Source organism: uncultured Chitinophaga sp., assembly GCF_937898475.1.
In the GTDB taxonomy this organism is placed as follows: domain Bacteria; phylum Bacteroidota; class Bacteroidia; order Chitinophagales; family Chitinophagaceae; genus Chitinophaga.
Map to the genome: position 1 here is coordinate 1 of NZ_CALEJS010000041.1, position 22,085 is coordinate 22,085.

Consider the following 22,085-nt stretch of genomic DNA (forward strand, 5'->3'; position numbering starts at 1 on the left):
AAAGTAACACCTACCTCAACAAAATCATAGGTGCTGTCTACCGCGACCTTACATGGTACTGGCTTTCCGTTTTTCCTTATCAACCTTCTGCTGGAATTTTTCATTGTGGAAGTCTACCAACTCCAAGAGGGTGCGTTTTTCCCGGTTGATACCGTTGTAGGAATTTTTAATCATGGTAGCGGTAACCACAGGGTCCAGCGCTTTCAGTTGATTGTAATGCCTGATAAGCTCACTCTTTACCTGTTGCAGGTACCTGTTGACTTCAATTGCCTCTGCGGATTTACCAGTAATGATACCGGCCTCTTTGTTGAATTTTGAAGGGTCAACTTTGTAGCCGAGGGAAAAGCCTTCCCTTGGAAAACCAGTGACGGTAAGCCGTACACAGATGGTTGCTTTTCCGTCCGGATTAAGATTGTCGTACCTGAGATGAAAGAGAATAGATAAATCTTGACTTACTTTCATAGTCCAGTTGTTTTAGGTGCCGATTTGCAATTTTGTTTGGTTCTTTTTGTATCGGTTTGGTTTCCTAAAACCCTTTACTGATAAGCATCTACCAGAAAAAAGGATACAGTAAACTTAGAAATTTTTACTGTATCCTTTTTTGTATCTATTCAGATTCGTTTTTTATGATTTATCTTTTTATCATAAAAACAGAAAAGCCGCGTAAATCCTACGATTCAAGCGGCTTTAATTTTCTTTGATATTCTTCCTGTGATTCCGCTGGGACTCGAACCCAGGACCCATACATTAAAAGTGTATTGCTCTACCAACTGAGCTACGGAATCATCGCTTTTATCTGTAAAGCGGCTGCAAAAATAGCCATATTTTTATTCGAAACAAGCTTTTATCAAAAAAAGTTATTCCCATCCCGCTAAAACCAGCCACAGCCAAACATTCCAGCCATACATGCTTTACGCAAACTTATACACGTGCATAAGAAAAATACGCAAGCTTCTCTCCCATGGCCTATTTTTGCGACAATTAAACCATACACCCATACCCATGCAACATTTCACTAACAAGGTGGCCGTTATCACCGGCGGCTCTTCCGGTATCGGGAAAGCCCTCACCCTCGCCCTCCTGCAGGCCGGCGCCAAAGTCGCCATCTGCGGCAGGAAACAGGATACCCTTGACGTCATAAAGCAAACAACCGCTAACGATAATTTGTTCACCTGCGTGGCAGACGTAAGCCTGGAAACAGACTGCAAAGCCTTTATCCACGCCGTTCGCCAGCATTTTGGCCAGATAGACATCCTCATCAACAACGCCGGGATCTCCATGAGAGCCCTGTTCAGAGATGCAGACCTCAAGGTACTCAAAACCCTGATGGACATCAACTTCTGGGGAACCGTCTATTGCACCAAATATGCGCTGCCTTCCATCCTGGAAACCAAAGGAACCATAGTAGGTATCTCCTCCATCGCCGGCTATCGCGGACTGCCAGGCCGTACCGGCTACTCCGCCTCCAAATTCGCCATGCAGGGATTCCTGGAAGCCCTGCGTACCGAAAACCTGCATACAGGCGTTAACGTAATGTGGGTATGCCCCGGCTTTACGGCGTCGAATATACGTAACACCGCGCTGGACCAAAGCGGGCAGTCCCAAAAGGAAACGCCCCTCGAAGAAAACAAGCTGATGTCTGCCGAAGCAGTGGCCGATGCCACCCTGAAAGCCATCGCCAAACGCAAACGCACCCTGGTGCTCACCGGGCAAGGCAAGCTCACAGTACTCCTCAGCAAACTGCTGCCAGGCGTGCTGGATGGCCTGGTGTTTAATCACTTCCGGAAAGAACCTGGCTCACCACTGAAGTAAGCCACTAGCTGCCGGCTATTAGCTTTTAGCTATTACACGTCTGTTGGAAGCCACCGCCAAAAGCTAACAGCCAAAAGCTAACGGCTGATTTTTTTTCCCTTTCTTTGCACATAAATTTTCGTATACACCCCACCTGGCATTATTTTGGGAGGTTCGCCCGGTCGGGAGAATAAGATTATCCGGATTCATTCTACATGTCCATCATTACACTTACATCAGACATTGGTTACCAGGACTACCTGGTTGGCGCCATCAAGGGCCAACTGTGGCAGGATTGCCCTGGCTGCCATGTGGCGGACATTACCCACCAGATACATCCCTTCAACCTCCCCCAGGCCACCTATATCTGCAAAAGTGCTTTCGCCTGGTTTCCCCCCGGCGCTTTTCATATTGTGCTCATCAACCTCTTTGACCGTAAAGTAGATCACGTGCTGCTCGCCTCCTGGAACGGTCAGTATATCGCCTGCGCCGATAACGGGCTTATTACCATGATCACCGGCGGACAATCCGCACAGGTAGTGAATCTGCCCCTGGATACCGGCAAACCCCGGAACACCTTTACCATCATCCAGCGCTTCTCCCAGGCTTTCCAGGCCTTACAACAAGGCCAGTCACTGGAGCAGGTAGGCGCCCCCGCAGAAAATATAGTGGTGAAGAATAACCTGCAGCCGCTTACAGGGGAAGATTATATCGAAGGACAGATCATCCACATCGACAATTTCGAGAACGTGGTAGTGAACATCACCCGCGAACAGTTTGAGGCACAACGCGGTCAGCGTAAGTTCAAGATCTATTTCCGCCGCGATGAGGTCATTGCCAACCTGTCAGAAACCTATGCCGATGTAGCCGAAGGCCAGAAACTGGCCCTGTTTAACGCCGCCGGCTACCTGGAAATAGCCATCAACAAAGGCAACGCCGCCGGTCTCTTCGGCCTGCAAAGCTTCCGCCGCGACCAGCTTAACCAGCCTTCCGGGCATCAGCAACTCTCCTTCTACCAGACCGTCAGGATCATTTTCGAGTAGGCCCCCGTGGCAATAAGTAAAAAAGATATTATATAAAAAGTTAAAACAGTTTCACTAAATAGCATAATTTGCTACTTTTTCTATTTTTGTCGGACTTTAAACCCACTGTATGAATTTTAAAAGGACGAATAACATTGTAGGCTGGGTCATTTGTGTAATTGCCTGCACTGTGTACATTATGACAATGGAAGCTACCGGCAGCTTATGGGACTGCGGTGAGTTCATCTCCAGCGCTTACAAAGTGCAGGTGCCCCACCCCCCCGGAGCTCCGCTGTTTGTATTGCTCGGAAGATTGTTCACCATGTTCCTGAAACCCTCTCAGGCAGCCTTGGGCGTCAACCTGATGTCTGCGCTGTCAAGCGGTTTCACTATCCTGTTCCTTTTCTGGACGATCACCCACTTTGCCCGCCGCCTCATGGTGCAGCCGGGAGAGATGATCAGCAGCGAGAAAATGATTGCCATCATGGGCGCAGGTGTAGTGGGCGCACTGGCCTACACCTTCTCCGATTCGTTCTGGTTTTCTGCAGTGGAAGGCGAAGTATACGCCATGTCCTCCCTGTTTACCGCCATCGTATTCTGGGCCATCCTCAAATGGGAGCATGAGGCAGACGAACCTTATGCCGACCGCTGGATCGTGTTCATCGCCTTTATGATGGGTCTCTCCATCGGCGTCCACCTCCTGAACCTGCTGACCATCCCGGCCATCGTAATGGTATACTACTTCAAACGCTATAAAGTAACGCCCTGGGGCACCTTCTGGGCTTTCATGATAGGCTGCGGCATCACCGGCCTGGTACAGAAATTCGTTATCCAGGATACCATCAAGGCGTCCGGCTATATGGACGTATTTTTTGTAAACAGCCTGGGTATGCCCTTCTTCACCGGTTTTGCCTTCTACTTCATTGCCCTGGTGGCCGTGCTGTGGTGGGGCTACCGCAACCCTAAGTTCGGCCTCTACGCACCGCTGATCCTGATCGCTTCCGTGATCATCATCCCGGCCTTTAATACAGCCGATGGCGGTGGCATCATCTTCCTGAAACTGGTATTGGCTGCCATCGTGCTGCTGATCCCCTACTTCCTGAAACTGATCGGGGTAAAGCAGGGCGGAGCAACAACACTGCACTTCACCCGGCTCACCATCACCTGTATACTCTTCCTCTTACTGGGTTACTCCACTTATATTACTACCATGGTGCGCTCTACCGCCAACCCTGCTGTAGATATGTATAATGTGGACAATCCCATTTCCCTGGTAGGTTACCTGGGCCGCGAACAATATGGCGATTTCCCGCTGCTGTACGGCCAGGTGTTCACCGCCCGTCCAACAGAGTACAAGGAAACCGGTAACATCTACGCCCGTGGTAAAGACAAATACGAGATCGCCGGCAAAAAAGTAGTCCCGGTATACGCTCCTGAAGATAAAATGCTGTTCCCCCGCGTATGGGACGCCAGCAATGACCAGGGTCATGCAGACTACTACCGCAGCTACCTGAACCTCCAGCAGGGCGAGAAACCCTCCTTTGGAGATAATATCCGTTTCTTCCTGGGCTACCAGGTGAATTTCATGTACTTCCGCTACTTCCTCTGGAACTTCTCCGGCAGGCAGAACGATACCCAGGGCTATGGCAACGTGCGCGACGGTAACTGGATCACCGGTATCTCCTTCATCGATAACCTGATGTATGGAGACCAGTCTACCATGCCAGACAGCCTGAAAGACAACAAAGCGCATAACCGCATGTTCATGCTGCCCCTGATACTGGGCCTGATAGGCTTATTCTATCACTACAGCCGTCACCGCAGGGACTTCCTGGTGGCAGCGCTGCTGTTCTTCTTCACCGGCTTTGCCATCGTACTGTACCTGAACCAGGCGGGTAACCAGCCCCGTGAACGTGACTACGCTTATGTAGGTTCTTTCTACGCCTTCGCCATCTGGATCGGTTTGGGCGTATTGTCTGTTTACGAATTCTTTAAAAAGAAGCTGAAGAACAACTCCCTCTCCGCTCCCCTCTCGGCAGCAATCTGCCTGCTGGCAGTTCCGGTGCTGATGGGCTTCCAGGAATGGGATGACCATGACCGTTCTTCCAAAACCATTGCACGCGACGTGGCAAGGGATTACCTGGAATCCTGCGCGCCTAACGCTATCCTCTTTACCGTAGGCGATAACGATACTTACCCGCTGTGGTACGCTCAGGAAGTGGAAGGCATCCGCCCGGATGTACGTGTGATCAACCTCAGTCTGCTGGGTGTAGACTGGTATATTGACCAGCAACGCCAGAAGGTGAACCAGAGTGATCCCGTGCCGATGAGCTGGAGCCCGGACAAATACCGTGGCGAAAACCGCAACTATATACGTTTCTATGACGCCGGTGTATTCCCGCAGGATAAATTCTACAACCTGAAGGAAGTAATGGCTTTCATGGGTTCTGATGATCCGCGCGCCAAACTGAGCACCACAGACGGCAGCCAGGAAAACTACCTGCCCTCTCAGAAACTGTTCATACCGGTGAATGTGGCCGAAGTAATTAAAGCGGGTATCGTGGATATTAAGGACAGCGCCAAAATACTGCCGCAGCTGCCCCTCCAGATCAACAAAAGCTACCTGCTGAAGAACGATCTGGCCGTATATGATATCATCGCTGCGAACGACTGGAAACGGCCGATCTACTTTACCAGTCCTACAGACCTGGGCCTGAACGATTACCTGCGCATGGACGGTTTAACCTACCGCCTGGTGCCGCTGCGTAAAGAGCCGAATAATGATATGCTGGGCGCCGATTTCAACGTGAACACGCCTTTCATGTATAACAACCTGATGACCAAATTCACTTTCGGCGGCGCTGAAAGGAATGGCACCTACTTCGATGAGCCCAACAGGAAACTGCTGCAATATCTCAGGAACGCCTATACGCGCCTGGGTACTTCCCTTGCACAGGAAGGTCAAAAGGATTCTGCGCTCGCGGTGCTGAACAAGGCGGATAAAGGCCTGCTGGAATCTACCTTCCCGTATGCCATGACATCGCCCAACAACATGCACAACTACAGCTCCATGCAGACGGCTTACGCCTACTACCTGGCCGGCGATATGAAGAAAGCGAACGAGATCGCATCCAAGATCACCCGCGATTGCCAGCAACAGCTGAACTACTACCGTTCACTGCCGCCGGGCAAGCTGACCAGCGACCTGCAACGTGACGGACAGATGGCGGAACAGTTCATTTCCCTGCTACAGCGCATGAAAAATGATTTCAGCGACAGCACCAAACAGCAGGAACTGCCGGGTAACATGAATACCCTTTCAGATTCACCTGCGGCCAATGCTGACTCAGGAAAATAACAACGGATTCAATAAATGAAAATCTCTTTAAGACTGGAAGAAGCAGCCATGCTGCTTCTTTCTTTATTTATGTTCAGGCTGCAAAGTCCCTATGCCTGGTGGGTTTTCGCCGCCTGCTTTCTCCTACCGGATATCAGCATGCTGGCTTACCTGGTGAATAACCGGGTTGGCGCCTGGGTGTACAACCTTTTTCACCACAAAGGCGTGGCCATACTGGTGTACCTGGCGGGGTATTACCTTAACAATGATGTATTGATATTTACAGGTCTGATCTTATTCGGGCATTCCTCCTTCGACAGGATGCAGGGGTACGGGCTGAAGTTTGTAACAGGCTTTAAGGATACACATTTGGGGAGAATAGGGAAGAAAGTTTAAAGGTTTGATGGTTTGAAAGTTTGAAGGTGGCCTGATGATTCGGGACAACTTCAAACTTTCAAACCATCAAAGTTTCAGACTATTTCAATTTGCTGACTACCGTCCGCCAATACTTCGCACTTTCTTTCACTTCCGGTACACTGTTTTCCCAGTGGTATTCATACTCTGCAGAGAACAGGCCCCTGAATTTTTGCTTTTTCAGCTCTCTCATTACGCCTTCGATGTTGCTGTGCCCCTGGCCCCATATTACATCGTGCGCTTTGGGGGATTTTTCGCTCATATCTTTGATGTGCAGGCTAAAAACACGGCCTTGCAGCTTCTGAACGCATTCAACGGGATCGAGACCGGAACGTACCCAGTGACCGATATCCGCACAGGCGCCAAACAGCTTGCTCCTTCCTTCTACGGCTACCAGTACACTGTCAGGATGCCAGTAGTGGCTGGGACGGGGATGATCATGAATGGCTACCTTGATCTGGTACTGATCGCATAATTTGGAGATCAGGTCCCAGTGCTCGTTCTTAGGCTCTGCGGTGATGATCTGGATGCCCATGGCTTTCGCAAAATCAAATACCTGCCTCCATTCGCCCTCGTCTTTCGGAGATACTACGCCGTATGCTACCAGTTTTTTGTGCTTTTCCTTGAACAGCTCCTTCACCTTTGCCTGGGTAGCGGGGTCCATCCTGAAATCGGTGGTTCCCTCGATCCCTCCGCCAATACGCTGGCCGGGATAGCATTCCACGTACTGGATTCCGCAGCTGTCCATTTTATCCAGCGCTTCTGCCAGTGTGAAACGGTTAAAGGTGTACGCCTGTGCACCCAGCCACCAGCCTAATTCATCCGCATTTGCCTGGGCATTTGCAGACTCCCATCCTCCCGCGCCAACGCTCAGGGCTCCGGCCAGCAGAAAGGCTTTCATCAGTTTTTTCATTCTTTATAGATTTTTAGTTATAGTGTTGAAAATCAGTTTTGATCAGACGGGTAAAATAAGCGGTTTTGCGCAACAATGCAAATGAAACGTCTGAAGGTTTGAGCGGCTGAAAGTTTAAAAGTCTGAGGATTTGAAAGTTGGAAGGGTGGCCTGCTGCTTTGGGACATCTTCAAACTTTCAAACCCTCAACGCTCAAACGCCCAGGCCCCCCAACTGATTTTTTTTGCGTAATTTTAAACATACGAGTTGATAAACCACAGGAAACCGGTAATGACTGACAGATAAACAACAAGCTGATGAGAGGACTACAATTTTCCAGGTTTGTGCCTGGTGAGGATGAAAAATCGCCCTTTGAGAAGCTCCTGAACCTTTTCACCCAGTTGCTCACCTACACAAGCGGCGACGTTGCGGAAGCCCTGCAATGGCTGACAGAACTGGATAAAGAATATAACCTGACCAATGAAGAGTATGGTATAGGAGATTTTATACAGGACCTGAAAGACAAAGGCTATATCCGTGAAAATGAAGAAAACGGCCAGATAAGTATTACGGCCAAAACGGAACAGGATATCCGTAAAAAAGCCCTGGAAGAGATCTTTGGAAAGCTGAAACGCTCTACCATGGGCGACCACAACATCCGCCAATCAGGTCAGGGCGACGAGCTGAATGCCGACACCCGCGCCTACCAGTTTGGCGACCCGCTGGAACAGATCGATGTGACCGCTTCCCTGCGCAACGCCCAAATCAACCACGGCATCGAATCCTTCAACATTAACCAGGACGACCTGGAGATCAAGGAAACCGACTTCAAAACGCAGACCTCTACCGCGCTGATGATCGATATCTCCCACTCCATGATCCTGTATGGCGAGGACCGCATTACCCCCGCCAAAAAAGTGGCCATGGCGCTGAGTGAGCTGATCACCACCCGCTATCCCAAGGATACCCTGGATATTATCGTATTCGGGAACGATGCCTGGCAGATAGAGATCAAAGACCTGCCCTACCTGCAGGTGGGGCCTTTTCATACCAATACGGTAGCGGGGCTGGAGCTGGCGATGGACATCCTGCGCCGCCGCCGGAATCCGAACAAGCAGATCTTTATGATCACAGACGGTAAGCCTACCTGCCTGAAGAACGGTAAACAGTACTACAAGAACAGCTTCGGCCTGGACCGTAAGATCCTGAACCGCACGCTGAACCTGGCCGCACAGTGTAAAAAACTGAAAATACCTATCACTACCTTCATGGTGGCCACCGATCCATGGCTGCAGAAATTTGTAACAGAATTTACGGAAACCAATAACGGAAAAGCCTTTTTCTCCGGCACCGATAAACTGGGACAGTTCCTGTTCTATGATTTTGAAAGCGGGAAGAAAAAATTATTATGATGCCGCCCGCCGGTGGCAACAATTGCGAATTTAATTATCCAATAAAAGTATGAATACAAACATAAGAACGCTGGGAGAACTTAAGAAGAGCGGTTATAAACCTAAGTCAGTAAAGGAAGAGATCAGGATCAACCTCATTCGTAAACTGCAACAGAAAGAAAATACTTTCCCCGGCATCATCGGTTACGATGATACGGTGATACCCGATACGGAAAGAGCATTACTGTCACGTCACAATATACTGTTCCTGGGGCTGCGCGGTCAAGCCAAAACCCGTATGGCCCGCCAGATGATAGACCTGCTGGACGATTACATTCCTGTAGTGGAAGGATCTGAAGTGAATGACGATCCCTTCCATCCGCTGTCCCGCTACGCGCGCGACCTGGTGGCGGAGATGGGCGACAAAACCCCCATCCAGTGGCTGCCCCGCGAAGCACGCTACGGCGAAAAACTGGCCACACCAGACGTTTCCGTGGCCGACCTGATCGGGGATATTGACCCCATCAAGGCAGCCAACCTGAAACTGAGCTATGCAGACGAAAGAGTGATCCACTTCGGTATCATTCCCCGTTCCAACCGCGGCATCTTCGTGATCAACGAACTGCCCGATCTGCAGGCCCGCATACAGGTAGCCCTCTTCAACATCCTCCAGGAAGGCGATATACAGATCCGCGGCTTTAAAGTACGCATGCCGCTGGATATCCTCTTCGTATTCACCGCTAACCCGGAAGATTATACGAACCGCGGTGCCATCGTTACACCGCTGAAAGACCGTATAGAGAGCCAGATCGTAACACACTATCCTAAGAACGTGGAGAACTCCCTGCTGATCACCGAACAGGAAGCAGACATCCACCAGGAACAGAAAGGAAAAGTGCACCTGTCAGACCTGGTGAAACGCCTGATAGAACAGGTAGCGTTCGAAGCACGCAACAGTGAATATGTAGACAAGAAAAGCGGCGTATCTGCCCGTCTGACCATTGCCGCCTACGAGAATGCAGTGAGTGCAGGCGAACGCCGTGCCATCATCAATAAAGAGAAAGAGACCCATGTACGTATTGCCGACCTCCAGGGCATTGTACCCGCCATCACCGGTAAAATAGAACTGGTATATGAAGGCGAGCAGGAAGGTCCGCTGCAGGTAGCCTACAACCTGCTGGACAAAGCCATGCGCACACTCTTCTCCCAGTACTTTCCAAACCCGGATACTTTCAAGAAACGCAAACAGGCGGCTGCTAACCAGGAAAACCCTTACCGCTCCGTTATCCAGTGGTTTGACAAGGGCAATACCGTTAACCTGCTGCAGGATATCAGCGATAAACAGTACGAAACGTCCCTGTCTAAAGTAGACGGACTGAAAGAACTGGTTAAATCCAAATTTCCTCACACCAATAATAAGGAACAGCTGCTGCTGATGGAATTCGTGCTCCATGGACTGGCGGCCCACTCCCTGATCAGCAAAAAGCTGGTGGAAAACGAAACCCGCTTCAGCGATCTGCTGGGCACCATGATGAACTTCAGCATGGGCAACGAAGAACAGGAAGAGGATACTTTTTAAAAGCTGTTAGCTATTAGCTTTTAGCTGTTAGCGTTGGATGTTAGCTTTAGTCACAGGACATTTGTTCAAAGGCTAAAAGCTAACAGCCAATAGCTAATAGGTGTATTTTTGACATTTTAACACAACTCACATACTTTACGTTATGAATCATTCCAGAAGAGATTTTATACGCTCAGCATCTACCCTGATGGCTGCTGCTGCCATGCCTTCTGCCTTGCATGGATTGCCCCGCATGGTGGCCCCCAGTGACCGCCTGAATGTGGCTGCTATCGGCATCAACGGTATGGGTTGGGCCGACTTGAGCGCCCTGCTCAAATTACCCGACGTTAATTGTGTGGCCCTCTGCGATGTGGACAAGAACGTGCTGGATAAGCGCGTGGCAGAACTGGCGCAGAAAGGCATCAAGGTAAAGGCCTACGGCGATTACCGTAAACTACTGGAGGACAAGAACATTGATGCGGTGGTGATAGGCACGCCGGACCACTGGCATTGCCTGCAGATGACAGACGCCTGCGCTGCGGGTAAAGATGTGTACGTAGAAAAGCCCATCGGTAATTCCATAGCAGAATGCCGGGCCATGGTAGCCGCGCAGGAACGCCACCAGCGCGTGGTGCAGGTGGGCCAGTGGCAACGCAGCCAGCAACATTTCAAGGACGCGATCGACTTTGTATATTCCGGCAAACTGGGCCAGATACGCCTGGTAAAGGCCTGGGCCTATATGGGGTGGATGAAATCCATCCCTAAACAACCGGATGGCACGCCCCCTCCCGGCGTGGATTATGCCAGCTGGCTGGGCCCTGCAGAGAAAAGGCCTTTCAACCCGAACCGCTTTCACTTCAACTTCCGCTGGTACTGGGACTATGCAGGCGGCCTGATGACAGACTGGGGCGTACACCTGTTAGATTATGCCCTGCTGGGGATGAAAGCTGAAAACCCAAGATCTATCATGGCGGCGGGCGGTAAATTTGCTTATCCTGATGATGCAGCGGAAACACCGGACACCCTCACTACCGTATATGAGTTTGATGGTTTCAATATCCAGTGGGAACATGCCATCGGTATAGACGGTGGTCCTTACGGCCGTGATCACGGTATTGCCTTTATCGGTAACAACGGCACCCTGGTGCTGGACCGCGGCGGCTGGGAAGTGATCCCCGAAAAAGAGAACAACAAGCCAAAGATGGAAGCCGTTCCCCGCCGGAAAAAAGTAGATGATGGACTTGATCTGCACGCGAAGAATTTCGTGGAGGTAATTAAATCGCGCAAGTTCTCAGATCTGCACACCCCTGTTCAGGCTGGGGCAAATGTAGCGATCCATGCGCAGATGGGTAACATTGCGTTTAAGACGGGTAATAAGATCTATTGGGATAAAGAGAAGGGTGCGTTTAAAGATGAGGAGTCTAACAGACTGCTGGCGGCGACATATCATAACGGGTATCAATTGCCGAAATAAACGGTGTTCATTGCTGTCATTGTGGGGAGTCAATTACACCACTTGTCATTGCGAGGAGCCGAAAAGGCCTGTGGGGAGCAATGACGGGTAAGGGCACACTAAACTTTAAACCTTCAAACCTCCAATCCATGCGTAGCATAATTTTTGTTCTCGCAGCCTGTACATTCACTTTCTGTTCAAAGGCGCAAAACAACAACAACCAAATGAAACCGGAAGATACAGAAGTATGGGAACCGGTACCTAAAGTAGTTACTCCCGGCACATCCACCAACACCGCTCCCGGCGATGCCATTGTATTATTTGATGGTACCAGCCTGCACCAATGGGAAGCTGAAAAAGGCGGCGCAGCCGGCTGGGAAGTAAAAGACGGTGCAATGACCGTCGTAAAAGGCGCCGGCGGTATCAAAACAAAACAAACCTTCGAAGATTTTCAGCTGCATATTGAATGGCGCACCCCTGCAGAAGTAACAGGCGAAAGCCAGGGACGCGGCAACAGCGGCATCTTTATGATGGGGCTGTATGAACTGCAGGTACTGGATAACTATAACAACCGTACCTACTCCAACGGGCAGGCCGGCAGTTTTTATAAACAGCGGATACCGCTGGTGAATGTCTGCAGGAAACCGGGAGAATGGCAAACCTATGATGTGATATGGACTGCGCCGCGCTTCAATGCCGATGGCTCGCTGAAATCGCCCGCACGCGCTACTGTATTGCAAAATGGGGTACTGGTACAGAATAATGTGGAACTGGACGGACCTACCCTGTATATCGGGAAACCGGCTTATAAACAACATGGGCCCGGTCCCATTGCCCTGCAGGATCATGGTAACCCGGTGAGCTACCGTAATATCTGGATCAGGACCTTATAACTGGTCCTCTTCCAGCATCATAGACAAGTATACCGCGTTGCTGATAGGATTATCGTAATAGGCCGCTATCGGCTGAAATCCCAACGCGGTATATAATTCTATCGCGGGCCGCATATGCGCCAGCGTATCCAGCAGCATGCGCTGATACCCCAGCTCCTTTCCCGCTTCAATTGCTTTTCCGGCCAATGCTTTTCCTATACCATGCCCTTTAAAGGCATCCCGTACGAATAAACGCTTCATCTCGCAGGTAGTATTATCAAAACGGCGTACCGCTACACAACCCGCAGGCTGTCCGTCTACTTTGGCCAGGAATAATGCGCCTTCCGGTGCAGAATAGTTATCGGGAAGCGCGAGCATTTCTTCTTCAAAACGCTGAAAGCTAAGGTCTACACTTAACCAGGCTGCGTACTCCCTGAACAGCGCCTTCACCTGTTCTATTTCCTCAGGGATACTTTTGTTCGTAATTTGAATAATCTCCAGCATACTTGCTTTTTTTGGGTGTCCTATAACGCGAAAAGCCTCCTGAGCTTCAGAAGGCTTTTTTACTATTCGGAGGTATCGAGCGGATTCGAACCGCTGTAAAAGGTTTTGCAGACCTCTGCCTAGCCACTCGGCCACGATACCGTTCCTTACATGTTGATCCTCCTATCCGCCTCAGGCGAATTCGGAACCATCGATTTTTGTAGGACTGCAAAGGTAGGGAATTTTAAATATTTATCAAATAAATTATTTAGTTATTAGTGACTAGTTGTTAGCCGTTAGTGATTACTGGAGAGATTGCGGTATCTTTATCCCCCCACACAACGACTCATGACTAACGACTAACGACTTATGAATGAACGTATCGCAGAATCGGAACTGATCCTTAACAGCCGCGGCGCTGTTTATCACCTGGATGTGAAGCCGGAAGAGCTGGCCCCTACCGTGATTACCGTAGGCGATCCTGACCGGGTGGAACAGGTGAGCAAACATTTTGATAAAGTAGAAGGTACTTACCAGCACCGCGAATTTGTGACACATACGGGTTACATCGGGACTAAACGCATATCCGTTGTCTCAACCGGTATCGGAACGGATAATATTGACATTGTACTGAATGAGCTGGATGCCCTGGTGAATATTGATTTTAACACCCGTAAAATAAAAAAAGCACTTACCCGCCTGCAGATCATCCGCCTGGGCACCTCCGGTGCATTGCAGGCCCATATTCCTGTTGACGGTTTTGTGGTATCTTCCTTCGGGCTGGGACTGGATAACCTGCTGACCTGGTACCAGTTGGAGCATACCGCAATAGAACAGGCATTGCTGGCTGCCTTCCGCGAACAGGTGCAACTGCAACCCGGCGCCGCCCGCCCGGTATTAACAGCAGCGGCGCAACGCCTGCTGGCGCAATTTAAAGACGGTTTTCATACAGGGATCACAGTTACCTGTCCCGGTTTCTATGCCCCCCAGGGCCGTGTATTGAGAGGAGCACTCTCCCACCCCGAACTGCTGGAACAGTTAACAGCGTTCCGGTACGAGCAGCACCGTATCACCAATTTCGAAATGGAGACAGCTGGTATCTATGGCCTGGGCCGCGTGCTGGATCATGACTGTCTTTCTATCAGTACGATAGTGGCCAACAGGATACAACAGCAGTTTAGTAAAGACGGCGCAGCCGCAGTGCAGCGGATGATTGAAAAGTCGCTGGAGGTGATTGCCGGACTGCCGGACTAAGATCATCCATCCCATTCCCCTCTCACATATTGGCTTAATAACGCTTATTGATTAATTTTGCAGGATGCAGATCCACTTCTACAAATACCAGGGAACAGGCAATGATTTCGTGATCATGGATAACCGTGACGGCCGTTATAATGCGCTTACCAATCAACAGGTACACGACCTGTGCCACCGGCGCTTTGGTATAGGAGCGGATGGAGTGATGCTGTTGAACAGGCAGGAAGGTTATGATTTCGGCATGAAATATTACAATGCCGATGGCAACGAAGGCAGCATGTGCGGTAACGGCGGCCGCTGCCTGGTAGCCTTTGCACATAAAATGGGCCTTCAGCAGGAATCACTTCGCTTCCTGGCGGTGGATGGCCCTCATGAAGCTTCCATGAACGGTGCTGACTGGGTGAACCTTAAAATGCAGGATGTGGATTGGGTAGAACAAGGCCCCCTTTACTTTTACCTCAATACGGGATCTCCCCATTTTGTAAAATATGTAGACGATGTACAGGCCGTAGACGTATATACTGAAGGCCAGGCCATTCGTTATAATGACAGGTTTGCAAGGGAAGGCACCAATGTGAACTTTGTGCAAAAGCTGGAAAACGGCATCTTTGTGCGCACCTACGAACGCGGCGTGGAAGATGAGACCTACTCCTGCGGCACCGGCGTAACTGCCGCCGCGCTTACCTTTGCCGGGAGCGAAGAAAAGACCTACACCGTTCCCGTGCAAACACTGGGTGGCAAGCTGGAAGTACGCTTCACCAAAACCGGTGAGCGTTCCTTCAGGGACATTTGGCTTTGTGGCCCCGCTCTGAACGTTTTTGAAGGAGACCTTGTAATTAATAGTTAATAATTAATAATTACAATTCGGGTATCCAGGCAGAAACAGCCTCAGTCATGAAAAGGGGGCCGCTCCGCAATTATTAATTGTTCATTATTAATTATTCTACCTTTGCGCCCGGATGATTCAATACTTCGTAAATAAGGATGGACGTACCATAGAGATCAATGAGCCCGAAAACGGGGCATGGGTGAATATTGCCCCTCCCCTGAAACAGGCAGAATTTGAACAGCTCTCAGAAGAGCTGGATATCCCGCTGGACTTCCTTACCGATTCCCTCGATATTGATGAGAAATCCCGCTTTGAACTGGAGGACGATGTGAAGCTGATCGTTATCAAAACACCCACGGAAAACAATTCCATCAACGAGAGCGATGCTTACTACATCACCATCCCCATTGTGATCATCCTGACCCACAACCAGATCATTACCGTTAATTCTTTCGATAACGCCGCCATCAAGAAGTTCCTGAACACCTTTCATAACCGCCATCCCGAAAAGCGGAACATGATGGTGCTGAAGATCTTTGAAAAGGTAGTAATGAACTTCCTCGACTACCTGAAAGAGATCAACCAGCGCCGCAACCAGCTGGAACAAAAACTGTATGACAGCAACCGTAACGAAGAGTTGCTGTACCTGATGCGGATACAGAAAAGCCTGGTATACTTCGTCACCGCACTGCGCAGTAACGAGCTGGTATTGATGAAGCTGGAACGCACCAATTTCCTGGGCCTGAACGATGACGAAAAAGAATTCCTGAATGACCTGATCGTAGATACTTCACAGGCCTTGGAAATGGCCAACGTATATACCAACATCCTGAGTAGTACCATGGATGCCTTTGCCAGCATCATTTCCAATAACCTGAACCTGGTGATGAAACGCCTCACCTCCATCACGATCGTACTTACCTTCCCGGTACTGGTATCCAGCATCTACGGCATGAATGTGGACATTCCCTACCAGCATTCCCCGCACGCTTTCTACATCCCGGTGATCCTTTCTATTGTTATCTCTGTGATCATGAGCTGGTACTTTATGAAAAAGAAGTGGTTCTGAGCAAGTAACTAAAATTAATAATACCCGCTTCAACAAGTCTTCTGATTGATCAGCAAGTACCTTATATTTACTGGCGTTTGTCACCGAAATAATCTATTATTCATTCCTGATTAGTGATTATTTGCCGGGTGTTTACCATTGTAATTATTAATTATTCATGCTTAATTATTAATTTTTATGGCCTGCTTCAACGTAAGGGTATACGGAATAATGTTTAACGATCAGAAACAAGTGCTGGTCAGCGATGAGTTTATCCGTGGCGGGTATTATACCAAATTCCCGGGCGGTGGACTGGAATTTGGGGAAGGGACTTTGGAATGTATCATCCGCGAATGGCAGGAGGAGCTGAACCAGCAGGTGGAAGTAGTGGAACATATCTATACTACGGACTTTTTCCAGATCTCCGCCTTTGACAATGTTACCCAGATTATCTCCATCTATTATCTCGTAAAAGCCACTTCTCCCTTTACCGCTCCTATCCTCTCCCAACCCTTTGATTTTGAGATTCCCGAAGGCGTAACCGAAGTAGAAGGCGTACGCTGGATCAGCTGGAACGAATTCTCCTCCGCCAGCGTAACCCTCCCCATTGATAAAGTAGTTGCCGACCTGGTGAAGCGCAAATACTAAACTTTCCCCTCTTATACCTACTCATTAATAACATAGTATTTCCCTGCTCTGTACATTACATATTAAAAACAATTATATGGTTGTTTTTAATAGTTATTTCATATATTTTGAAACGAAAGCTACAAGACAAGAATAATCCTATTTGTTATCTGACTATCAACCAACGTCAACCAAAATCTAATCAAAATCCAAACACATGCTAAAAAATTTAATGTTTATTTTATTAGCTGCATTGTTGTGCGGGTACCGTTCCTATGCGCAACAAAATGCTGTTTCGGGAAAAGTTATTGACGAAAGTGGCTCACCCGTGATCGGGGCCACCGTTGTAGAAAAAGGTACCAGAACGGGTACCATCACCCAGCCAGACGGCTCCTTTAAAATCGGTACAAAGGCCGGGGGAAAACTGGTGGTATCCGCCATTGGCTATACCTCGCAGGAAATCACTGCAGGTAGCGGTGAAATACTGGTACAACTGCGCCTTGACACCAAGTCCCTGGGGGAGATCGTGGTGACAGGTGTGGGTGTGGCCACCAGCAAAAAGAAACTGGCCTTTGCCGTGGAATCCGTTACCTCAGATAAGCTGCCACAGGCCCCTACCGCATCAGTGGACCAGGCCCTGGTAGGTAAAATAGCCGGCGCGCAGATATCCAGCACCAGCGGTGTGCCCGGCGCGCCCACTAACATCCTGCTGCGGGGCATCAATACCATCAACAGCCTGGGTCGCGGCACCACCCCCATGATACTGCTGGACGGTATACAGGTTTCTGCCACCAGCCTTAACAGCCTTGACCTGAATGCTGTTGAGAGGGTTGAAGTGGTACAGGGCGCTGCTGCTGCCACTATCTATGGCGCCCAGGGCGCTAACGGCGTAATTCAGCTCTTCTCCAAAAAAGGAAAGCCTGGTAAGATGAACATTGACGTATCTACCAGCATCTCCCGCAACGAAATACTGAACGTAGGCAACCTGCATAAAGCCAGCCTGCACAACTTCGCCACCAACGCCGCGGGAGATGTGATAGGCTCTTCAGGCAACCCGCTCAGCTGGGATCCTGACAGGGGCGTTTACGCCGAAAACGTGATCTACAACTCCCTGGATCCGAATGGCAAGGCCGATAAGTCCTATAACAGGAACCTGCTGTATTATGATCACTTTAAAATGTTCTTCCGCCCCACCAATACCTATAATGCGTCTGTGGTGGTTTCTGGCGGCAGCGAAAAAATGGATTATGCCCTGGCTGTTTCCAATAACCACCAGGAAAGCATTTTCAAAGACAATGGTGCATTTGACAGGAACAACTTCTCCGCCAATATCGGCGCAGAGCTTTACAAAGGCCTGAAGCTGAGAAGTATCACACAGCTGATCTACACCAAGAATACGATTGAAAACCAGAACGTGATCTATGCCATCAACAATGCGCGTCCCTTTGCCAACTATGAGCAGAGAATGAGCGACGGTAACTACTCTCACTACTATGGGGATGCCGTAGGCGTAAACGCCGAAAACCCAAACTACTACAGCCAGTATACCGATGCCACCGGTAATAAAGTTGACCTGCTGCAAACCTTTAACCTGAACTATAAACTGCCCAGGTTCCTGGAGCTGGATGCCAAATATGGCATTAACTACCAGCGGAATGACTCTACCTTTATTTATGCCGACCAATCTGCCAACCTGAATGTGATAGACCAGGAATCATGGTTATCCAACTATAACAACACAGATGACCGGGGCGAAAAGAGTATTTATAATGTGTCGCAATTCTTCCAGCACTTTACCAGCTCTGCCACCTTTAATACCGATTTCCAGAAAGACTTTGGTCTGAGCCTGCCCATCAAAACATCTACCATGCTGGCTTTTGACTGGCGCTATAACAAGTTCAAACAATACATTACACACGGTGAAGGCACTCCCTCCTTTGCCCCGCATACCCTGGCAGATTACAGCACCAGGAACATTGACGTGGATTTTACAGAGAAATTTGTTACCTACGGTTACCTGTTCAACCAGCGTATAGAGTTTGGTGATATAGCCGGCATCTCCGGCGGCTTCCGCAGCGATTATTCATCGGCATTTGGCCAGGGCTCAAAACCCTTTACCTTTCCAAGGGGAGATGCCTATGTAAGACTGTCGTCCCTTAACTTCTGGCAGAACAGCAAGGTGAGCGGCATTATTCCTGAATTTAAGCTGCGCGGCGCCTACGGTGAAGCAGGTATACAACCCGGTCCTTTCCAGCGATATGTAGTGTTTCAGTCGCGCAGCCTGGGAGACGGCGCCGTATTGTATCCCAATCCAAGCGAATCCAACCCCTTCCTGAACGTAGAAGTATCAAAAGAATTTGAGGTAGGTACAGACATCTCCTTCTCCCTGCTGAAAGGCAACTGGATAAAGGATGCAGGGCTTTCTGTTACTTACTGGAAGCGGAACACTGACAATGCCATCTACGACGTAGATGTAGCCCCCTCTTCCGGAACCGGTACCCAGCCAGACAATGCGTTCTCGCTGGGCTCTCACGGCTGGCAGGCTTCACTGAACATTGGCGTGTTGTCTAACAAAAATTTCTCCTGGGACTTCACCACCAACTTCAGTAAGCAAAGTTCAGAGATCACGGAATTGAGCGGTAACCCGGTAGTGATCATATCCTCTGCAGGCAGCACCAACTATGTGCTGACGCCGGGCATGAAGGTGGGTCAGCTTTTCGGCAACAAGGCGCTGCGCTCGCTGGATGATGTCGATGCCAATGGCAACCGCTACATTTCTGAAGCAGATAAGGGTAACTATGAAGTGGCCAGCAATGGTTACGTAGTGAACAAGGCTACCAAACAGCCAATATTCTCACCCGAGAAAGTCAGCTTTGGTGATCCCAACCCGAAGTTCAATATGTCTTTCATCAACTTCCTCAGCTTTAAGGATTACCTCACCCTGTCGTTCCAGTGGGATTGGGTGCATGACAGCCATCTGTACAACCAGACAAAAGAATGGATGTACCGCGATGGTATTCACAGCGATTATGAAAAGCCAATCACCATTAACGGCGAAACCGGCGCCTGGACCGCCTTCTACCGTGGTGTATACCAGGCCCAGGGCAACAACGGCACCAAAGATTATTTCTATGAGGACGCCTCTTTTATGCGCCTGCGCAATCTCTCACTGGGTTTTGACTTTGCCAGGTTCTTCAGCTTAAAGGGCATCCGCAAGATACAACTGGTGCTGACAGGCCGCAACCTGCTCACCTTTACAGACTACACCGGTATGGATCCTGAGATCAGCTCAGGCACCTCCAACTCGCCCTGGGACCGTGGTACAGACCACAACACCATGCCCAATTTTAAATCCTACCAGGTAGGGCTGAACCTCGGATTCTAATGTCAACACCTAAACGAAAACATCATGCAAAGACTAAAAATATATATACCAATAATAACCGCCCTGTTCACTGTTTATTCCTGCAAAAGCCAGCTGGACATAGAGAACCCGAATAAACCCACACCGGAAAGCGCAGCTACGGAAAGCGGTATACTGGCGCTGGGACAAGGCATCTACGTTAGCGGTTTCTATGATCTGAAATACTATGATGGCGTAACAGGACGCTTCTGGTCCAGCGCCATTGGCTACCACGAACAAATGGGCGATGTGATCGGCATGGAAGCGGCCAATCAGTACATGAACCAGCTGGGCTGTCCCGATAAAGTAACGCTGGATAACGGTACCGTGGTGCCCAGTCCCGGTTTTCCGCCCAAACAACTCTTGCTTATACGGGCCATCAACAAAAATGCAGAAGCAGGCGCCAATCCCCTTTTCTTCGAATGGGGCTATATGTACCAGATGAATAAAACCGCTAACATCTTGCTGGCGATAGTGGACAAAGTTCCTTTTACAGGTGATGCCGAAACGAAAAAGAAAGTGGTGAGGGCCTGGGCTTACTGGTGGAAAGGCTATGCATACTCACGGATAGGTTCTATGTACTACGCCGGTATCATTAACGACGACCTGGCTGCAGCAGATGATCCCACCACCACAAATGCCAATTACGTATCCAAAGAAACCATGATAGCAGCTGCCAATGCCAAACTGGATACCGCTGCACAGATACTGTCCACACTCAGCGCCAGCGGCGACTACAATGCAGCACTGGGCAAACTGATCCCCACCTTCTTCCAGGTAGGAAAAGGCGGCGTTTTCACCCCTGATGCATGGATCAGGAATATCAATACCCTGAAGGCCCGCAACCTGCTGGTGAATACTACCGTAGACGCAATGCCCGCTACCCGATGGGACAGCATCCTTACCCTTACCAATAACGGCATCCGCGAAAACGATCTTGTGTTCACCGGCCGCTCAGATCAGCTGGGCAACCTGTTTGCCGCCGCAGATGGCAGCGTTCCAGCCAGGGTAGCCAGCAGCTCACCCGGCGGAGGCGGTTATAAAGTAAGCGAACGGCTGATACAGGATTACAAAACCGGCGACCAGCGCCTGGCCAACAACTTTATTACCGGCACCACCTGGATAGGTAACGCAGACAGGGGCAATTCATTCAATACCAATCACGCGCTGGTAGACCGTGGCAACGGCATGGCCGGTGTTATCACCTACAGCAACAAAACCGTAGGTGGCGCTGAAATGTACCTGGCGGGTACCTGGGAAGAAAATGAGCTGATGAAAGCAGAGGCTACGATGTACCTGGCGAATTTTAGTCCGGCAAGCATTGCCAGCGGCATGGCTTTAATAGATGCAGTACGCAACGCACAGGGCGCGGGCCTGCCTCCCACTGTAGCGGCAACACCCGCTGACGCAAGGGAAGAGCTGCGAAGGGAAAGAAGAGTGGGGCTGGTCTTCCGTGCACTTTCATTTTATGACGCACGCCGCTGGAAAGTAATCAATACCCTTGCCCAGGGCGGCGGCAGAACCGGCTGCGTGGTAATAGACAGGAATGGTAATATCAATACCAATGCTACGATAGAATATGGTTTCCTGGATTACTGGGATGTTCCGGATAATGAGCTGGCAGGTAATCCGCCGGCGGCGGGCAGTGCGCCGGTGGTGAACCCGAGGACGGAGTAACATGCTTGAAAGTTTGAGGGTTTGAACGTTT

Annotated in this window: 17 protein-coding genes and 2 tRNA genes; 14 read left to right on the forward strand and 5 right to left on the reverse strand. The window is 49.8% G+C overall.

Going from position 1 to position 22,085, the window contains the following annotated elements; all coding sequences use genetic code 11:
• Nucleotides 1-48: 48 nt before the first annotated feature.
• Nucleotides 49-462 (reverse strand): hypothetical protein, encoded by a 414-nt coding sequence (locus tag Q0577_RS24475; protein WP_298741033.1) that lies wholly within the window; start codon nt 460-462, stop codon nt 49-51.
• Between the two features lie 250 nt (nt 463-712).
• Nucleotides 713-785: transfer RNA gene (locus Q0577_RS24480), tRNA-Lys, on the reverse strand.
• 217 nt (nt 786-1,002) lie between these two features.
• Here Q0577_RS24480 and Q0577_RS24485 point away from each other — a divergent pair.
• From Q0577_RS24485 to Q0577_RS24500, 4 genes are all read left to right on the forward strand, one after another.
• Complete coding sequence (locus Q0577_RS24485) at nt 1,003-1,812, forward strand: SDR family oxidoreductase (RefSeq protein WP_298741034.1); 810 nt, start codon at nt 1,003-1,005, stop codon at nt 1,810-1,812.
• Nucleotides 1,813-2,006: 194 nt separating this feature from the next.
• Complete coding sequence (locus Q0577_RS24490) at nt 2,007-2,834, forward strand: SAM-dependent chlorinase/fluorinase (protein WP_298741036.1); 828 nt, start codon at nt 2,007-2,009, stop codon at nt 2,832-2,834.
• A gap of 109 nt (nt 2,835-2,943) precedes the next feature.
• Nucleotides 2,944-6,171 (forward strand): DUF2723 domain-containing protein, encoded by a 3,228-nt coding sequence (locus Q0577_RS24495; RefSeq protein ID WP_298741038.1) that lies wholly within the window; start codon nt 2,944-2,946, stop codon nt 6,169-6,171.
• Nucleotides 6,172-6,186: 15 nt separating this feature from the next.
• Nucleotides 6,187-6,546 carry a DUF4260 domain-containing protein gene (locus Q0577_RS24500; protein ID WP_298741041.1) on the forward strand — a complete coding sequence of 120 codons (360 nt, stop codon included), beginning with the start codon at nt 6,187-6,189 and terminating at the stop codon, nt 6,544-6,546.
• Nucleotides 6,547-6,625: 79 nt separating this feature from the next.
• On the opposite strand, the gene Q0577_RS24505 is transcribed toward Q0577_RS24500, so the two are convergent.
• Nucleotides 6,626-7,477, reverse strand: a complete 852-nt coding sequence (locus Q0577_RS24505) for a sugar phosphate isomerase/epimerase (RefSeq protein ID WP_298741043.1) — start codon at nt 7,475-7,477, stop codon at nt 6,626-6,628.
• Nucleotides 7,478-7,773: 296 nt separating this feature from the next.
• On the opposite strand from Q0577_RS24505, the gene Q0577_RS24510 reads away from it, so the two are divergent.
• The 4 genes from Q0577_RS24510 to Q0577_RS24525 all read left to right on the forward strand — a co-directional run bounded on the left by Q0577_RS24510 (nt 7,774) and on the right by Q0577_RS24525 (nt 12,751).
• Nucleotides 7,774-8,868: a VWA domain-containing protein gene (locus Q0577_RS24510; RefSeq protein WP_298741045.1), complete on the forward strand. Its 1,095-nt coding sequence runs from the start codon at nt 7,774-7,776 to the stop codon at nt 8,866-8,868.
• A 49-nt stretch (nt 8,869-8,917) separates the two neighbouring features.
• Complete coding sequence (locus Q0577_RS24515; RefSeq protein ID WP_298741047.1) at nt 8,918-10,426, forward strand: sigma 54-interacting transcriptional regulator; 1,509 nt, start codon at nt 8,918-8,920, stop codon at nt 10,424-10,426.
• 142 nt (nt 10,427-10,568) lie between these two features.
• Complete coding sequence (locus tag Q0577_RS24520) at nt 10,569-11,879, forward strand: Gfo/Idh/MocA family oxidoreductase (protein ID WP_298741049.1); 1,311 nt, start codon at nt 10,569-10,571, stop codon at nt 11,877-11,879.
• A gap of 128 nt (nt 11,880-12,007) precedes the next feature.
• Nucleotides 12,008-12,751, forward strand: coding sequence for a DUF1080 domain-containing protein (locus Q0577_RS24525; RefSeq protein WP_298741051.1), 744 nt, complete (start codon nt 12,008-12,010; stop codon nt 12,749-12,751).
• Here the strand turns inward: Q0577_RS24525 and Q0577_RS24530 are convergent.
• Together Q0577_RS24530 and Q0577_RS24535 are read right to left on the reverse strand one after the other, a co-directional pair.
• Nucleotides 12,746-13,234 (reverse strand): GNAT family N-acetyltransferase, encoded by a 489-nt coding sequence (locus Q0577_RS24530; RefSeq protein ID WP_298741053.1) that lies wholly within the window; start codon nt 13,232-13,234, stop codon nt 12,746-12,748. The two genes, Q0577_RS24525 and Q0577_RS24530, sit on opposite strands and share 6 nt — an antisense overlap.
• A 70-nt stretch (nt 13,235-13,304) precedes the next feature.
• A tRNA-Cys gene (locus Q0577_RS24535) sits at nt 13,305-13,375 on the reverse strand.
• 207 nt (nt 13,376-13,582) lie between these two features.
• On the opposite strand from Q0577_RS24535, the gene Q0577_RS24540 reads away from it, so the two are divergent.
• The 6 genes from Q0577_RS24540 (at nt 13,583) to Q0577_RS24565 (ending at nt 22,054) form a co-directional block, all read left to right on the forward strand.
• The gene (locus Q0577_RS24540; RefSeq protein WP_298741054.1) at nt 13,583-14,467 is read left to right on the forward strand and encodes a nucleoside phosphorylase; all 885 of its coding nucleotides are present in this window, start codon (nt 13,583-13,585) and stop codon (nt 14,465-14,467) included.
• A gap of 64 nt (nt 14,468-14,531) precedes the next feature.
• Complete coding sequence (gene dapF, locus Q0577_RS24545; RefSeq protein WP_298741056.1) at nt 14,532-15,317, forward strand: diaminopimelate epimerase; 786 nt, start codon at nt 14,532-14,534, stop codon at nt 15,315-15,317.
• A 112-nt stretch (nt 15,318-15,429) separates the two neighbouring features.
• Nucleotides 15,430-16,368, forward strand: a complete 939-nt coding sequence (locus Q0577_RS24550; protein WP_298741058.1) for a magnesium transporter CorA family protein — start codon at nt 15,430-15,432, stop codon at nt 16,366-16,368.
• 177 nt (nt 16,369-16,545) lie between these two features.
• A complete protein-coding gene (locus Q0577_RS24555; protein WP_298741060.1) occupies nt 16,546-16,995 on the forward strand; it encodes an NUDIX hydrolase in 450 nt (149 codons plus the stop codon).
• Between the two features lie 211 nt (nt 16,996-17,206).
• On the forward strand, nt 17,207-20,359 hold the full coding sequence (locus Q0577_RS24560; RefSeq protein WP_298741061.1) for a SusC/RagA family TonB-linked outer membrane protein: 3,153 nt from the start codon (nt 17,207-17,209) through the stop codon (nt 20,357-20,359).
• A gap of 24 nt (nt 20,360-20,383) precedes the next feature.
• The gene (locus Q0577_RS24565; RefSeq protein WP_298741062.1) at nt 20,384-22,054 is read left to right on the forward strand and encodes a RagB/SusD family nutrient uptake outer membrane protein; all 1,671 of its coding nucleotides are present in this window, start codon (nt 20,384-20,386) and stop codon (nt 22,052-22,054) included.
• The last annotated feature ends 31 nt before the right edge of the window (nt 22,055-22,085 follow it).

Coding starts and splice junctions, on each gene's coding strand:
- Q0577_RS24510 (WP_298741045.1), top strand. CDS start 7,774: ATGAGAGGACTACAATTTTCCAGGTTTGTGCCTGGTGAGGATGAAAAA.
- Q0577_RS24555 (WP_298741060.1), top strand. CDS start 16,546: ATGGCCTGCTTCAACGTAAGGGTATACGGAATAATGTTTAACGATCAG.
- Q0577_RS24490 (WP_298741036.1), top strand. CDS start 2,007: ATGTCCATCATTACACTTACATCAGACATTGGTTACCAGGACTACCTG.
- Q0577_RS24550 (WP_298741058.1), top strand. CDS start 15,430: ATGATTCAATACTTCGTAAATAAGGATGGACGTACCATAGAGATCAAT.
- Q0577_RS24530 (WP_298741053.1), bottom strand. CDS start 13,234: ATGCTGGAGATTATTCAAATTACGAACAAAAGTATCCCTGAGGAAATA.
- dapF (WP_298741056.1), top strand. CDS start 14,532: ATGCAGATCCACTTCTACAAATACCAGGGAACAGGCAATGATTTCGTG.
- Q0577_RS24485 (WP_298741034.1), top strand. CDS start 1,003: ATGCAACATTTCACTAACAAGGTGGCCGTTATCACCGGCGGCTCTTCC.
- Q0577_RS24520 (WP_298741049.1), top strand. CDS start 10,569: ATGAATCATTCCAGAAGAGATTTTATACGCTCAGCATCTACCCTGATG.
- Q0577_RS24475 (WP_298741033.1), bottom strand. CDS start 462: ATGAAAGTAAGTCAAGATTTATCTATTCTCTTTCATCTCAGGTACGAC.
- Q0577_RS24525 (WP_298741051.1), top strand. CDS start 12,008: ATGCGTAGCATAATTTTTGTTCTCGCAGCCTGTACATTCACTTTCTGT.
- Q0577_RS24560 (WP_298741061.1), top strand. CDS start 17,207: ATGTTTATTTTATTAGCTGCATTGTTGTGCGGGTACCGTTCCTATGCG.
- Q0577_RS24505 (WP_298741043.1), bottom strand. CDS start 7,477: ATGAAAAAACTGATGAAAGCCTTTCTGCTGGCCGGAGCCCTGAGCGTT.
- Q0577_RS24500 (WP_298741041.1), top strand. CDS start 6,187: ATGAAAATCTCTTTAAGACTGGAAGAAGCAGCCATGCTGCTTCTTTCT.
- Q0577_RS24565 (WP_298741062.1), top strand. CDS start 20,384: ATGCAAAGACTAAAAATATATATACCAATAATAACCGCCCTGTTCACT.
- Q0577_RS24540 (WP_298741054.1), top strand. CDS start 13,583: ATGAATGAACGTATCGCAGAATCGGAACTGATCCTTAACAGCCGCGGC.
- Q0577_RS24495 (WP_298741038.1), top strand. CDS start 2,944: ATGAATTTTAAAAGGACGAATAACATTGTAGGCTGGGTCATTTGTGTA.
- Q0577_RS24515 (WP_298741047.1), top strand. CDS start 8,918: ATGAATACAAACATAAGAACGCTGGGAGAACTTAAGAAGAGCGGTTAT.